Raw genomic sequence first — 12,492 nt, 5'->3', positions numbered from 1 at the left:
ATAAAAATTACTTGGAGGGATAGTCTATGTCTCAATCTAAATTTGTTACAGCTATTAATTGTATGGATGGAAGAGTTCAGCTTCCAGTGATCGAATGGATGAAAAATGAATTTTCCGTGCCTTACATAGACATGATCACCGCAGCAGGACCTAACGGGGTTCTTCTTTCCGATGGTGCTGAAGAAATCGAGCTCATTAAGGCGAAAGTTCGCGTATCACAGGAAGCTCATGGTTCAGAGGCAATCGCGATTATCGGACACCATGATTGTGCAGGAAACCCTATTCCAAAAGAGGAAAAATTAGAGCAAATTAAAAAATCAATGGATATCATTCATGGATGGGGATTCCCTATGGACGTGCTTGGTCTTTATGTGAATGAAAACTGGGAAGTTGAACGAGTGAAATAACTTTTACGGCTGGCCGCATTAGCGGTCAGCTTTTTTTGTATGAAAAAGTCTCTTTCAGCAGCGGTTAGCGCATTTCATTATTAAATCTCTGCTACAAACTGCGGAAACGATGCCTCATTTCCTTATTTTTCAAAAAAAGGAAGAACGTCTGATTGAGCCCTCCTGTCAATCCTGATAGAATACTATACTAAAATAGGAGGCATGGACATGAATCATACACTAGTTCAATCGGATGATATATGGATTTTATGGGCATTTCTAGCAGGATGGGCTGCCATAAGTATCTATCTTGAACAAAATTTCAAATGGGCCTCCAAGGTCTCAGGAGCGATTATTGCCCTAGTGGGTGCAATGCTGCTTGCAAACCTGCAAATCATCCCTCTAGAGTCTCCTGCGTACGATACGGTTTGGAATTATGTCGTTCCTTTAGCTATTCCCCTTCTCCTTTTTAAGGCAAATATTAAAAAAATATGGAACGAAAGCGGCAGACTCCTGCTCATCTTCTTCCTAAGTGCTGCCGGTACAGTTACGGGCTCCATCATTGGTTTTTTCCTTTTACGTAAATTGGTCCCTGGCTTGGATAAGGTCGGAGCAATGATGACTGGTTCCTATATAGGGGGCGGCGTAAACTTTGCTGCTCTTTCTACCAAATTTGAAGCTCCAGGTGAATTGGTCTCATCTGCTGTAGTTGCTGATAATTTAATGATGGCCTTATATTTCTTCGTACTCATGACTATTCCTGCCATCCGTTTTTTCAGCAAAAATTTCAGAACACCTTACTCGGTGAAACAACGTAATAACGAGAAAGACACAAATGAAACAGAAGCCGCTTCCTATTGGGGCAGAAAAGAAATGTCGTTACAGGATATCGGACTGGCTGTCGGCACTGCATTTGCCATTGTAGCTGCTTCCTTTTTTATCGCTGGCTGGCTGGATAACCTGATTCCTTCCGGGGATGAGGTTAACTTCTTCTTCAATTTTCTTAATGGACTGCTAGGGGATAACTACCTCATGCTGACTACACTGACCATGATTACGGTGACCGTTTTCCCAAAATACTTCGAAAGTATTCAAGGGGCCCAGGAAATTGGGACTTACTTAATTTACATTTTCTTCGTGGTGATTGGAATACCAGCTTCGATCATGCTCATCTTCCAAAATGCTCCACTGCTCCTGGTTTTTGTATTTATCGTTGTTCTCAGTAATATGTTGATGTCTTTTTTGTTAGGCAAGGTATTTAATTTTAGTTTAGAAGAAGTCATTGTCGCTTCCAATGCAAATATTGGCGGTCCAACTACAGCTGCCGCTATGGCTATAGCAAAAGGATGGACGAAGCTAGTTATTCCCATTTTACTTGTAGGAACTTTAGGATATATTGTCGGCAATTACATTGGCACAGGTATTGGGGTGTGGTTTAGCAGCTTTTAAAAAAGGTTGTATAATGATATACTTTTAACCATCAAAAGCCATTTGCAACATTACCAAATAATTGTTATAATTAAGTGGTTTTAAAATTAGCTAGGGGGAACTTTTTTTGTCCATTGAAGTAGGCAGCAAGGTACAAGGTAAGGTTACAGGAATCACTAATTTTGGCGCATTCGTAGAATTGCCAGGCGGCACCACAGGACTTGTTCATATCAGTGAAGTTGCAGACAGTTACGTAAAGGATGTTAATGATCATCTGACTGTCGGAGACGAGATTGAAGTGAAAGTCATTAGTGTAAAAGATGGTAAAACGGCCTTGTCCATTAAACAAACGGTAGATAAACCTGAAAGAAAAAGCTCATCATATTCCAAACGCCCTTCCGGTCAAGGAAGAAATGCTCGCCCATCCAAAGGCGGCTATAAGCCTAAGGAAAGTTTTGAAGATAAAATGGCTCAATTCTTAAAGACTAGTGAAGAAAACTTATCTACTCTTAAGAGAAGCACTGAATCAAAACAAGGCGGTCGAGGCGGAAGACGCGGATAATTGGATACGCACCTATAGATAAAGAAGGCAAGCCAGGAGAAACTGGCTTGCCTTCTTTATCGTTTCTGCGATTTCATTTTTTTCAATTCTTCACGATGAGGCTCTGTTCCTTACTATTCCCAGCCTTTTCTATTTGAACTCGTTACTCTTCACCCTTTTCAGAGAAAAGGAAAAACGCTTGAGTCACAGAAAGACTCAAGCGTTCCTATTCAATCGTTCCTATTCTACCGTTACACTTTTAGCTAAGTTTCGAGGCTTATCAACATCGCAATCACGATGAAGCGCTGCATAGTAAGAAATTAACTGCATTGGAATAACTGATGCCAGCGGAGTTAAGAGTTCATGAACCTGTGGGATAACGAAAGCATCGCCCTCTTTATCCAGCCCCTTCATGCTGATAATCATACTATTCGCACCACGTGCCTCTACTTCCTGTACGTTGCCGCGAATGGAGTAGTTTACATTCTCCTGAGTAGCAAGAGCAATCACAGGAGTTCCATCTTCGATCAGTGCAATCGTACCGTGTTTTAATTCCCCTCCAGCAAATCCTTCTGCCTGGATATAAGAAATTTCTTTTAATTTTAATGAACCTTCCAGACCAACATAGTAATCAATTCCGCGTCCGATAAAGAAACAGTTACGCGTAATAGTTAGATAATCACTAGCCAGCTGCTCTAATTCTTCTTTTTGATCATTCATCGCTTCCATTGCATTGGCAACAATGGCAAGTTCCTGCATAGGGTCGAATTCTAATGGAATGTTCTTAGCCCGAGCTGTATCCACAGCTAATATCGTAAGCACGGCCATCTGTGCCGTATAAGCTTTAGTTGAAGCTACAGCAATTTCTGGACCTGCATGTAAATGCAGTGTGTAATCCGCTTCCCGGGAAAGGGTGGATCCAGGCACATTCGTAATTGTTAGTGCTGGATGACCAAGTTCTTTTGTCTGGACTAGTACGGAACGGCTGTCTGCCGTTTCCCCGCTTTGAGAAATGTAGATGAATAAAGGCTTTTCAGATAGAAGCGGCATGTTATAGGAGAACTCGCTGGCCACATGGACTTCAACTGGGATATTTGCAAGCTTTTCAATGAATTGCTTACCCAATAGTCCTGCATGGTAGCTGGTACCCGCAGCAATGATATAAATACGGTCACACTCTTTCATTGCCTGACGCACTTCAGGATCCAATTTAATTTGATCATTTTCATCCTGGTATTCCTGAATAATTCTGCGAATAACGAAAGGCTGCTCATCGATTTCTTTTAACATGAAGTGAGGATACGTTCCTTTTTCAATATCCGCAGCATCAAGTTCTGCCGTGAATGGTTCGCGGGTAATAAGGTTTCCTTCTGGATCCTTAATTTCCACACCTTCACGCTTAAGAACGACGGTCTCTTTATCCATTAATTCAAGAAATTTATCAGTCACATGAAGAGCTGCCATTGAATCGCTGGCCACTACATTGAAATCATCACCAAGACCAATAAGAAGCGGGCTTTTATTCTTAGCTACATAAATTCTTTCTGCATCTTCTCTGTCGATTAAAGCAATTGCATAAGAGCCACTCAGTAATTGAACAGCTTTACGGAAGGCCGCTTCTACATCCTTTAATTCATTATGAAGAATTTCGATTAACTGTACGATGATTTCAGTATCCGTCTCGCTCTGCAATTCCACACCTGCAAGGTATTCATCACGGATATCTACATAGTTTTCAATGACTCCGTTATGAACAATAGTGAAACGGTCAGAGGCACTCTGGTGCGGGTGAGCATTCTCTACACTTGGTGCCCCGTGAGTCGCCCAGCGCGTATGACCAATTCCCATCGTTGCCTTCACATTTGCATCTACAGCTTCACGTAAAGAAGCAATCCGGCCTTTAACCTTCGAGACCTTCACACCGTCGTTATTTAAAGTAGCGATGCCTGCTGAATCATACCCTCGATATTCTAGTTTCTCAAGTCCATTCAATAAAATTTCCTTTGTATCTTTTTGTCCAATATATCCTACTATTCCACACATTGTGTTGTCCTCCTCATATTCTCACCGGAGAAAAGGGACAGCCAACACCCATTTACGAAAAAAAAGGAACATCTTTAGAAAAACAGTTGTCCGTATGCTGATTGTATAAGACTGGGAATCCTGCCTTAAAGTATTATTTCTTAGAATACGGACACTTAAGATCTTTTCTAAAGTTCTCTTCCTGTTTTCTCTCATTTTCAGGGGCATCAGTCTGCCCCTTTCCCGTGAACATTCTTTATTTATAACACTTTGATCTAATGCTTTGTAAAAAGAGTCACCTCTTAATTTTCCCATTAAATCCTTCAGTTGAAGTGTGACAACCGGGAGGCATCCGCCGAACACTCGATGAACCTCCTCCTCGTCAACTGTGCCGTTTCATCCGTTGCACACAGTTCAGGCGCTATTTAAAAGTAATTAACCTCTTTCCTCCTTTACAGTTCTAGACTCAAGTACTTAAATATTCCACCTAATCTTTCTCATCTTAAACTTTACAGAAATATTTTACAAGCACAACTTTCATTTTACCTAATACTTTTTTGTCTCGTCAATCGAAAAATACAACTGTTACAGGAAAGTTATCCTTGTGTAATATAATATGCGCAGGCTCCACTTCCCGTGTGGCCTGCGCATAGAAGGTTAATCCACCATTCCTAATTCTTCCTGCACGACTTCAACTACTTTATTTACATAAGTCTCACATTGTTCTTCAGTAGGTGCCTCAACCATGATACGGACAAGCGGTTCTGTCCCAGATGGACGCACAAGTACACGACCGCTGTCTCCCATTTCTTCCTCTACAGCCTGAATCGCTTCTTGAATTCGAGGATGAGTTTGGACACGTTGTTTATCAATCACACGAACATTCTTCAATACTTGCGGGAATTTCTGCATCTCACCTGCAAGTTCAGAAAGCGGTTTTCCAGTTTCTTTCAACACGTTTACCAGCTGCAAAGCGGACAGCATACCGTCGCCAGTAGTATTGTGATCAAGGAAAATAATGTGGCCGGATTGTTCGCCACCCAGGTTATAGCCTCCACGACGCATTTCTTCCATTACGTAACGGTCACCTACGGCGGTCTTATCACTTTTCATCCCATTAGACTCCACAGCTTTATAAAAGCCTAAATTACTCATCACAGTTGAAACTACCGTATTATGATTAAGTGTACCTTGTTGATTCATATGTTTAGCGCATATGTACATAATCTGGTCACCATCAACGATATTTCCTTTTTCATCGACAGCTATTAACCGGTCGCCATCTCCGTCAAAAGCAAGACCAATGTCCGCGCCCTTTTCCTTTACTAATTCCTGTAAGGATTCCGGGTGAGTCGATCCCACATCTTTATTGATATTAAGTCCATTAGGTGAAGAACCGATAGAAGTAATATCAGCTTCCAAATCCGCAAACAGATGGGAAGCAAGAGAAGATGTGGCCCCGTGGGCACAATCTAAGGCAATATGCAACCCTGCAAAATCATAATCCACTGTTTGTTTCAGGTGCTGCATGTACTTCTGGCCGCCTTCAAAGTAATCATTGATCTGACCTAGATCTTCTCCAGCTGGACGCGGCAGCGTATCTTCTTCTGCATCAATGAGCGCTTCCACTTCCTGCTCTTGCTCATCAGTCAATTTAAAGCCATCCGGACCAAAGAATTTAATGCCATTATCCTCTACTGGATTGTGTGAAGCAGAAATCATAATGCCTGCTTCTGCCTGCAGCGCCTTCGTTAGGTAAGAGACTCCAGGGGTGGAAATCACGCCAAGACGCATCACTTCTGCACCTATAGAAAGAAGTCCTGCAAATAAAGCTCCTTCTAACATCTGCCCTGAGATACGTGTATCCCGGCCAATTAAAATTTTTGGTTTATTCACATCTTTCGTAAGCACGTAGCCGCCATATCTACCAAGTTTAAAAGCTAATTCCGGGGTTAATTCTTTATTGGCTACTCCTCGGACGCCATCTGTACCAAAATATTTTCCCATTATACTTGACCTCTCTTTCCTAACATCCTAATTATATATATTTTCGATAATACTCCTGGCAGATTCTTCATTCACCTGCCTGTCGGCTGAAGAGGAATTTAAGAACCTTCGATATCTACTGTCACTTCAATCGTATCAGGATTCGAACTGGTGACCCCATCCGGTTTCGGAATTTTGACATCCATGGTTTCATCCGAATTGACTTCAGAGATATCCACAGGAATATTAATTTTGTCAATTTTATCTAGTACATCGTGTGGACCATAGATTGTAATTTCATCTTTATCAGGGATCACGTTGTTAACGATTACTCCATTAGGTGCACCGCCCTTAACCTTAAGCGAAACAGGAACTTTCTTCTTAGGCTTGCTTATTGGGACACTTACACTGACTACTGTTGGGTCGACAATAACATTTAATTCATTTCCTTGAGCATCATACACCTTAACAGGAGCTTCTGCTTTTTCAATAGAACTATTCTTATCGCCTATATTAACAATGGCCTTGACTACCTCGACCTTGTCCATGACTGACTTAGACCCTGTAACTGTAACTTTACCCGGATTAATCTCTGCTTCCCCAATATTAATATCATTACTCACCTTGTTCTCATTAATGTAATCGACACTGACATCATAATCTTTGCTGACTTTCTTCTCAATGGTTACATCCACCGTCTTCGGTTCCGTAGTTACGGTAATACGGTTGGAAATTCCTTTATATTCAACAGGAACGTTGTGTGTCCCTGGTTTTAACCCATTCAAATTCACGTATACCGTGAAATTCTTCTGCCTGACTACCGGGGCAATCACACTTTTAGTGCCTTTTACTGTTACGCTTACGTCTTGAGGAAGGCCGCTCACCACATACTCTTCATCGTTAAAATCTATATCAAGCGGGATGTTATTCATGACTTCTGTTTCTGAGGAATTGTCGTTAAACCAGAGTGATTGAGGATCAGTGTTCTTATTATTCTCCAGATTTACAGAAACCCATAGTAATACGGCCAACAGCAAAGAAATAATACGGATAAACCATGGACTTTTCAGTAATTTATCCATCTTTATTCCCCCTTCTGCCCCAGGTTGGAATTTTAAGGGAAATATCCAGTTCATTACGCAGGATCTCTTCTAGCTTTTCTTGATCGAGATTCCGGTGCAGTTCTCCATTTTTAGTACAGGAGATCGCACCAGTTTCTTCTGATACAACAATAGTTAGTGCATCGGTAACTTCACTAATTCCCATCGCTGCTCTATGCCTTGTACCAAGCTCCTTTGAAATAAAAGGGCTCTCAGATAAAGGAAGGTAACAAGCAGCAGCTATAATTTGATTTTCTTTAAGTATAACGGCTCCATCATGAAGAGGAGTATTCGGAATAAATATGTTCGTCAGCAGTTCACTAGACAGATGGCCGCCAATTCCAATTCCTGTTTCCACGTAATCTCCCATCCCTGTTTCACGTTCAATGGTGATTAACGCGCCAATCCGCCGCTTTGCCATATAATTACATGATTTGATAATCGCCTGAATTGATTTTGCCGTATCTTCTTCTTCAGCTGTGTTCCTGCTAAAGAAGCTGCCCCGTCCGAGCTGCTCAAGCGCTCGTCTGAGTTCCGGCTGAAATAAAATAATGATCCCTAAAAATCCCCAGGTTAAAGCTTGTGACATCAGCCATCTTAGTGTGGTTAGTCCAAATAAATTACTTAATAGATATATCCCGAGGACTACAAAGATCCCCTTAAGCAGCTGAACGGCTTTCGTCCCCTGGATCAGCATCATTAATTTATATAAAACAAACCAGACAAGGGCGATATCAATAGCAATCAATAAGTAATCTAAAAAGTCACGTCCCCCATCAAGCATGCCTACACTTCCTTTTATAAAATAGTACCCTTTATACATTCAACTAACTTTCATGCGCTCAGGGCGCGATTCATACCTCTAATTTGGAAAAATTAAAGCCTGTATCATTATATCACATTTCCATTTTATCGAATATTAGAAACAATTAATTAAGAAAAAAGACTCCGGGAACAAAAGCTTATGCTGACGGCCTCTCCAACATACAGGGGGGGCGCTATTGATGAAGATGATTATCTCATCATCCCGGAACCTTTCCCTATCATCAAAAAACCGCCATAACCTTAGTCATAGCGGTTTGTGTCAATTTGACTGAAATGAGAAAATATCTTTCACTGTATTTTTAGCATTGTACCAGATCCATTCAAAAACCTGGTTCACTTCATTTACTTCTCCACTTACGTACGCCTGATAATTTTTGCTATCGGAATATAACTCATTATGGTCTTTCGGGATAATATCTCCATTAATAATGGTAATATTTCCGTCTATTTTTCCATCTATTTTCAAGTCGCCATTCCGGACAACTAAATCGCCATCAACAGTAACTCCATCAGGAACAATAACTGTATTATCCCGAATCACTAAATTCTCTTGTTTAGAAACAGTTACTTGCTGATCCTGGTTCCAGGCAGAGAAAATTCCTCCAAACATGAGAATGAAGAATACGGCAGCAGCTGTAATCAGCGGATGTCTCTGTAAAAACCTTGCATAGTTTTTTCTTTTTCTCTCTTTAGGCAAGCTGGACATCACGTTAGCTGTAAAGCTTGTTGGTGCTGTTACAGGGCCCGCATTTTTAATTAGAGTAATAGAGCGTTTTAACTCATGGAAGTGGTTCTGGCAGGACGGGCATGCTTGAAGATGGTCTCTCAGTCGTCTCTCTTCATCTTTATTTAAATCTCCATCCAAGTATTTATGCATTAATGCAACAGCTTCTTGATTGCATTTCATTCCCTCTCAACTCCTTTACACATGTCGAAGCCTTTTACGTAATGCTTCCCTGCCGCGGTGAACGCGTGTCTTCACCGTGCCCACTGGAATATCTAACACTTCCGCGATTTCTTGAAGCGGAAGTTCATCTAAATACCGCAAGACGATAACACTTCGGTATTTGGGCGGCAAGGCCAGTATTTCCCGATGAATGTAAGTCTGAAGTTCTAGACTTTCCACTTCTTCTTCGGGTAACGCTTGATCAGCAGCCAGCTGGGAATACATATCCAGACCATCCGTTCCTCTTACCTCGGCATCAAGATAATAATCCGGCTTTTTCTTTCGAATCCGGTCGATCGTTAAATTTGTGGCAATCCGATACAACCAGGTTGAAAATTTTCGCTTTTCATCAAACGTATGAATATTGGTGTATGCACGAATAAAGGCTTCTTGTGCAAGATCCTCAGCTTCATAGGCATTCCCAATCATGCGGTAGCAGATATGATACACTTTATTCTGGTAAAAAGAAACAATATCTTCAAATGCTGATTGGTCACCTTTTTTTACTTCTTTAATTTTCTTTTTAATCATGGTTTCCATCTGCTTCAACCTCCGCTATAGTTGCGGTCTGTATCCTTTACGGATGACTACACCCCAAGGTTTCAAAAAAAATCTCTTTTTTTAAATAAAAAATGTTTAATGTATAATAGAATAGGTTATAGGTTCTTAACTGTAAAATATTACATGGGAGGACTATACGAATGAAACTGGAAACCATGTTAGTGAGGGAAATTGAGGATTGTCGAAAAGAAATGGCTCGCTTAGCTAAATTACACTCATTAACTTCCAAAGAAGTTGTATATATGAGCGTGAGGCTTGATCACCTGCTGAATGAATATGAGGAATTGAAACAAAAGGAACAGCAACCTGCCCTTAGACAGGCAAGCTACTGCTAACTTACATTTATTTTAGTTTCTCGCCGAATAAAGATCCCATCAAGCCGACAGCTACGCTGGCGGTCTTATTTTTTTCGTCGAGAATTGGGTTTACTTCCACAAATTCCGCTGAGGTAATCATTTGAGATTGATACAGCATTTCCATTGCTAAATGACTTTCCCGATAACTTAGTCCACCCATAACAGGAGTCCCAACCCCTGGAGCTTCATTTGGATCCAGTCCATCCAGATCTAAACTTAAGTGTACACCATCTGTACGATCTTTCAAATATTGGATTGTTTCTTCCATTACTTTCGGCATGCCCATGCTGTCTACTTCGTGCATCGTAAAGACCTTCATTCCTTTTTCTTCTATCAGTACACGCTCTCCTTCGTCAAGGGAACGAGCTCCAACAATGACTACATTTTCAGGCTTGATCTTCGGCTGATAATCTAAGATATTGGTCAATTTTTCGTGACCAATTCCCAGACTCACCGCGAGCGGCATTCCGTGAATATTTCCAGAAGGAGAACTGTCGCCAGTATTCAAATCTCCGTGTGCATCGTACCAAATTACTCCTAAGTTTTCATAATGCTTGGCGATACCAGCCAGCGTCCCCATCGCTATACTATGATCTCCTCCAAGAACTAACGGAAAGCGGCCTTTTTCTACCACTTTGTCTACTTCAACGGCTAGTCGGTGACTCCCTTCAGCCACTTCATTTAGATTTCGCAGGTTGTCCAGCTTTTCGGACTGGTTTCTTTCCGGACGAGGAATATCAATATCTCCTAAATCATCTATCACATACTTTAACTCTTCCAGACGTTCAATCATTCCTGCATAGCGAATTGCACTGGGACCCATGTCCACTCCACGCCGCATTTGGCCTAAGTCCATAGGTACACCGATTACTGATAAATGGTTATTCAACATAAAATAATCCTCCTTTAATCGTTACCTATATTGTAGCCGTTTTCATGATGATGACTCAACTCGACAATTCACTGCATATATATACGCTATAAAGCGCGTGAGGGACAATGTAATGTATGAATACTAGTTCAACAAGAATACACTTACAAGAATGTTCTGGTCATTCGACAAACACAGGAAAAGTTTTCCCTTAATTACATTTTTCCAGCACTAAAAAAAGCTGACACTCAAAGTGTCAGCTTTTTCATTCAATTCTCTATAATGGAGCCTAGCGGGATCGAACCGCTGACCTCCTGCGTGCAAAGCAGGCGCTCTCCCAGCTGAGCTAAGGCCCCAATGGAGCGGGAGACGGGAATCCAACCCGCGACCCCCACCTTCGCAAGCTGATGTTCTACCACTGAACTACTCCCGCAATTTAAAAAAATAATATAAAAAACGGACCTTGCAATTGCAACCTCCGCATTTGTAATGAGCCATGGAGGATTCGAACCTCCGACCCTCTGATTAAAAGTCAGATGCTCTACCAACTGAGCTAATGGCTCGCAATCATCGATCATGCGTCCATTATTCAGTAAAGTATAAACACACTCTTTTGTGCTGCAAGCAAACTCTCTACATAAACTTTACGCAATACTTGCGAGTTGGTTAGTCACTCGAATCCTTGCTACTACTGAAAAAATGGCTGGCCCAGCTGGATTCGAACCAGCGCATGACGGTACCAAAAACCGTTGCCTTACCGCTTGGCTATGGGCCAACATCTACAAAACTTAGTATTACCAGTTAAACAGAGATTATACTGTTTTTCAAAAAAAATACTATTTGTATTATAAATCAGCTTTAACTGTAATAAAAAAATGGTGGAGGGAGTAGGACTCGAACCTACGAACCCGATGGGAGCGGATTTACAGTCCGCCGCGTTTGGCCAACTTCGCTATCCCTCCACTATTTAGAAAGTGGTGCCGGCCAGAGGACTTGAACCCCCAACCTACTGATTACAAATCAGTTGCTCTGCCAGTTGAGCTAGGCCGGCAACTATTTAAAAATTGAATGGAGGAGGATGCAGGGTTCGAACCTGCGACCCCTTGCTTGTAAGGCAAGTTCTCTCCCAGCTGAGCTAATCCTCCAAATAATGGTGACCCGTACGGGATTCGAACCCGTGATACCGCCGTGAAAGGGCGGTGTCTTAACCACTTGACCAACGGGCCATACAACTGCTTTCTTTGAGAGCTTCCAGCCGGACTTGAACCGGCGACCCCTTCCTTACCATGGAAGTGCTCTACCACTGAGCTATGGAAGCAAGTGGCTCCACCGGTAGGATTCGAACCTACGACCAATCGGTTAACAGCCGATTGCTCTACCACTGAGCTACGGTGGAATACTAAAAAAGCTTCTCTAATTAAGTATAAAAGAAATGACGTGGCGACGTCCTACTCTCACGGGGATCGACCC

General features: G+C 41.7%; 11 protein-coding genes and 10 tRNA genes. 4 read left to right on the top strand and 17 right to left on the bottom strand.

Annotated features, from left to right (window positions below; genetic code table 11):
- Positions 1–26: 26 nt before the first annotated feature.
- The 3 genes from Q7A53_RS12850 to Q7A53_RS12840 all read left to right on the top strand — a co-directional run bounded on the left by Q7A53_RS12850 (position 27) and on the right by Q7A53_RS12840 (position 2,376).
- Positions 27–407: a carbonic anhydrase gene (locus Q7A53_RS12850; RefSeq protein ID WP_411789572.1), complete on the top strand. Its 381-nt coding sequence runs from the start codon at positions 27–29 to the stop codon at positions 405–407.
- 207 nt (positions 408–614) lie between these two features.
- Positions 615–1,835 carry a DUF819 family protein gene (locus Q7A53_RS12845; protein WP_411789571.1) on the top strand — a complete coding sequence of 407 codons (1,221 nt, stop codon included), beginning with the start codon at positions 615–617 and terminating at the stop codon, positions 1,833–1,835.
- Positions 1,836–1,941: 106 nt separating this feature from the next.
- Positions 1,942–2,376, top strand: a complete 435-nt coding sequence (locus Q7A53_RS12840; RefSeq protein WP_411789570.1) for a S1 domain-containing RNA-binding protein — start codon at positions 1,942–1,944, stop codon at positions 2,374–2,376.
- Positions 2,377–2,595: 219 nt separating this feature from the next.
- Here the strand turns inward: Q7A53_RS12840 and glmS are convergent, their stop codons facing one another.
- From glmS to sigW, 6 genes are all read right to left on the bottom strand, one after another.
- Positions 2,596–4,398 (bottom strand): glutamine--fructose-6-phosphate transaminase (isomerizing), encoded by a 1,803-nt coding sequence (gene glmS / locus Q7A53_RS12835; RefSeq protein ID WP_411789569.1) that lies wholly within the window; start codon positions 4,396–4,398, stop codon positions 2,596–2,598.
- A gap of 636 nt (positions 4,399–5,034) precedes the next feature.
- Positions 5,035–6,384 carry a phosphoglucosamine mutase gene (gene glmM, locus Q7A53_RS12830; RefSeq protein WP_411789568.1) on the bottom strand — a complete coding sequence of 450 codons (1,350 nt, stop codon included), beginning with the start codon at positions 6,382–6,384 and terminating at the stop codon, positions 5,035–5,037.
- Between the two features lie 98 nt (positions 6,385–6,482).
- Positions 6,483–7,445, bottom strand: a complete 963-nt coding sequence (locus Q7A53_RS12825; RefSeq protein WP_411789567.1) for a CdaR family protein — start codon at positions 7,443–7,445, stop codon at positions 6,483–6,485.
- Positions 7,438–8,247 carry a diadenylate cyclase CdaA gene (cdaA, locus tag Q7A53_RS12820; protein ID WP_411789566.1) on the bottom strand — a complete coding sequence of 270 codons (810 nt, stop codon included), beginning with the start codon at positions 8,245–8,247 and terminating at the stop codon, positions 7,438–7,440. The genes Q7A53_RS12825 and cdaA overlap by 8 nt, the downstream gene beginning before the upstream one ends.
- Positions 8,248–8,547: 300 nt before the next feature.
- Complete coding sequence (locus tag Q7A53_RS12815; protein ID WP_411789565.1) at positions 8,548–9,195, bottom strand: zf-HC2 domain-containing protein; 648 nt, start codon at positions 9,193–9,195, stop codon at positions 8,548–8,550.
- Positions 9,196–9,210: 15 nt separating this feature from the next.
- Complete coding sequence (sigW, locus tag Q7A53_RS12810) at positions 9,211–9,774, bottom strand: RNA polymerase sigma factor SigW (protein ID WP_411789564.1); 564 nt, start codon at positions 9,772–9,774, stop codon at positions 9,211–9,213.
- Between the two features lie 161 nt (positions 9,775–9,935).
- On the opposite strand from sigW, the gene Q7A53_RS12805 reads away from it, so the two are divergent.
- Positions 9,936–10,130 carry a Spo0E family sporulation regulatory protein-aspartic acid phosphatase gene (locus Q7A53_RS12805; protein WP_411789563.1) on the top strand — a complete coding sequence of 65 codons (195 nt, stop codon included), beginning with the start codon at positions 9,936–9,938 and terminating at the stop codon, positions 10,128–10,130.
- A 7-nt stretch (positions 10,131–10,137) separates the two neighbouring features.
- Here the strand turns inward: Q7A53_RS12805 and rocF are convergent, their stop codons facing one another.
- The 11 genes from rocF to Q7A53_RS12750 all read right to left on the bottom strand — a co-directional run bounded on the left by rocF (position 10,138) and on the right by Q7A53_RS12750 (position 12,418).
- Positions 10,138–11,043, bottom strand: coding sequence for an arginase (gene rocF / locus Q7A53_RS12800; RefSeq protein WP_411789562.1), 906 nt, complete (start codon positions 11,041–11,043; stop codon positions 10,138–10,140).
- A 262-nt stretch (positions 11,044–11,305) separates the two neighbouring features.
- Positions 11,306–11,378 (bottom strand) — tRNA-Ala (locus Q7A53_RS12795).
- A 2-nt stretch (positions 11,379–11,380) separates the two neighbouring features.
- A tRNA-Arg gene (locus Q7A53_RS12790) sits at positions 11,381–11,455 on the bottom strand.
- Positions 11,456–11,512: 57 nt separating this feature from the next.
- A tRNA-Lys gene (locus Q7A53_RS12785) sits at positions 11,513–11,585 on the bottom strand.
- Positions 11,586–11,722: 137 nt separating this feature from the next.
- Positions 11,723–11,797, bottom strand: a tRNA-Gln gene (locus tag Q7A53_RS12780).
- A 101-nt stretch (positions 11,798–11,898) separates the two neighbouring features.
- A tRNA-Tyr gene (locus tag Q7A53_RS12775) sits at positions 11,899–11,984 on the bottom strand.
- A 13-nt stretch (positions 11,985–11,997) separates the two neighbouring features.
- A tRNA-Thr gene (locus Q7A53_RS12770) sits at positions 11,998–12,073 on the bottom strand.
- A gap of 18 nt (positions 12,074–12,091) precedes the next feature.
- Positions 12,092–12,167, bottom strand: a tRNA-Val gene (locus tag Q7A53_RS12765).
- A 6-nt stretch (positions 12,168–12,173) separates the two neighbouring features.
- Positions 12,174–12,248 (bottom strand) — tRNA-Glu (locus Q7A53_RS12760).
- Between the two features lie 20 nt (positions 12,249–12,268).
- Positions 12,269–12,340, bottom strand: a tRNA-Thr gene (locus Q7A53_RS12755).
- Between the two features lie 3 nt (positions 12,341–12,343).
- Positions 12,344–12,418, bottom strand: a tRNA-Asn gene (locus tag Q7A53_RS12750).
- Between the last annotated feature and the right edge of the window lie 74 nt (positions 12,419–12,492).

This window comes from Halobacillus rhizosphaerae (genome assembly GCF_046719735.1).
In the GTDB taxonomy this organism is placed as follows: Bacteria; Bacillota; Bacilli; order Bacillales; family Halobacillaceae; genus Halobacillus_B; species Halobacillus_B rhizosphaerae.
The sequence above is the reverse complement of the archived record's forward strand: the minus strand, read 5'-3'. Positions and strand labels throughout refer to the sequence as shown.

Coding starts and splice junctions, on each gene's coding strand:
- Q7A53_RS12845 (WP_411789571.1), top strand. CDS start 615: ATGAATCATACACTAGTTCAATCGGATGATATATGGATTTTATGGGCA.
- glmM (WP_411789568.1), bottom strand. CDS start 6,384: ATGGGAAAATATTTTGGTACAGATGGCGTCCGAGGAGTAGCCAATAAA.
- glmS (WP_411789569.1), bottom strand. CDS start 4,398: ATGTGTGGAATAGTAGGATATATTGGACAAAAAGATACAAAGGAAATT.
- Q7A53_RS12815 (WP_411789565.1), bottom strand. CDS start 9,195: ATGAAATGCAATCAAGAAGCTGTTGCATTAATGCATAAATACTTGGAT.
- rocF (WP_411789562.1), bottom strand. CDS start 11,043: ATGTTGAATAACCATTTATCAGTAATCGGTGTACCTATGGACTTAGGC.
- Q7A53_RS12825 (WP_411789567.1), bottom strand. CDS start 7,445: ATGGATAAATTACTGAAAAGTCCATGGTTTATCCGTATTATTTCTTTG.
- sigW (WP_411789564.1), bottom strand. CDS start 9,774: ATGGAAACCATGATTAAAAAGAAAATTAAAGAAGTAAAAAAAGGTGAC.
- Q7A53_RS12805 (WP_411789563.1), top strand. CDS start 9,936: ATGAAACTGGAAACCATGTTAGTGAGGGAAATTGAGGATTGTCGAAAA.
- Q7A53_RS12850 (WP_411789572.1), top strand. CDS start 27: ATGTCTCAATCTAAATTTGTTACAGCTATTAATTGTATGGATGGAAGA.
- cdaA (WP_411789566.1), bottom strand. CDS start 8,247: ATGCTTGATGGGGGACGTGACTTTTTAGATTACTTATTGATTGCTATT.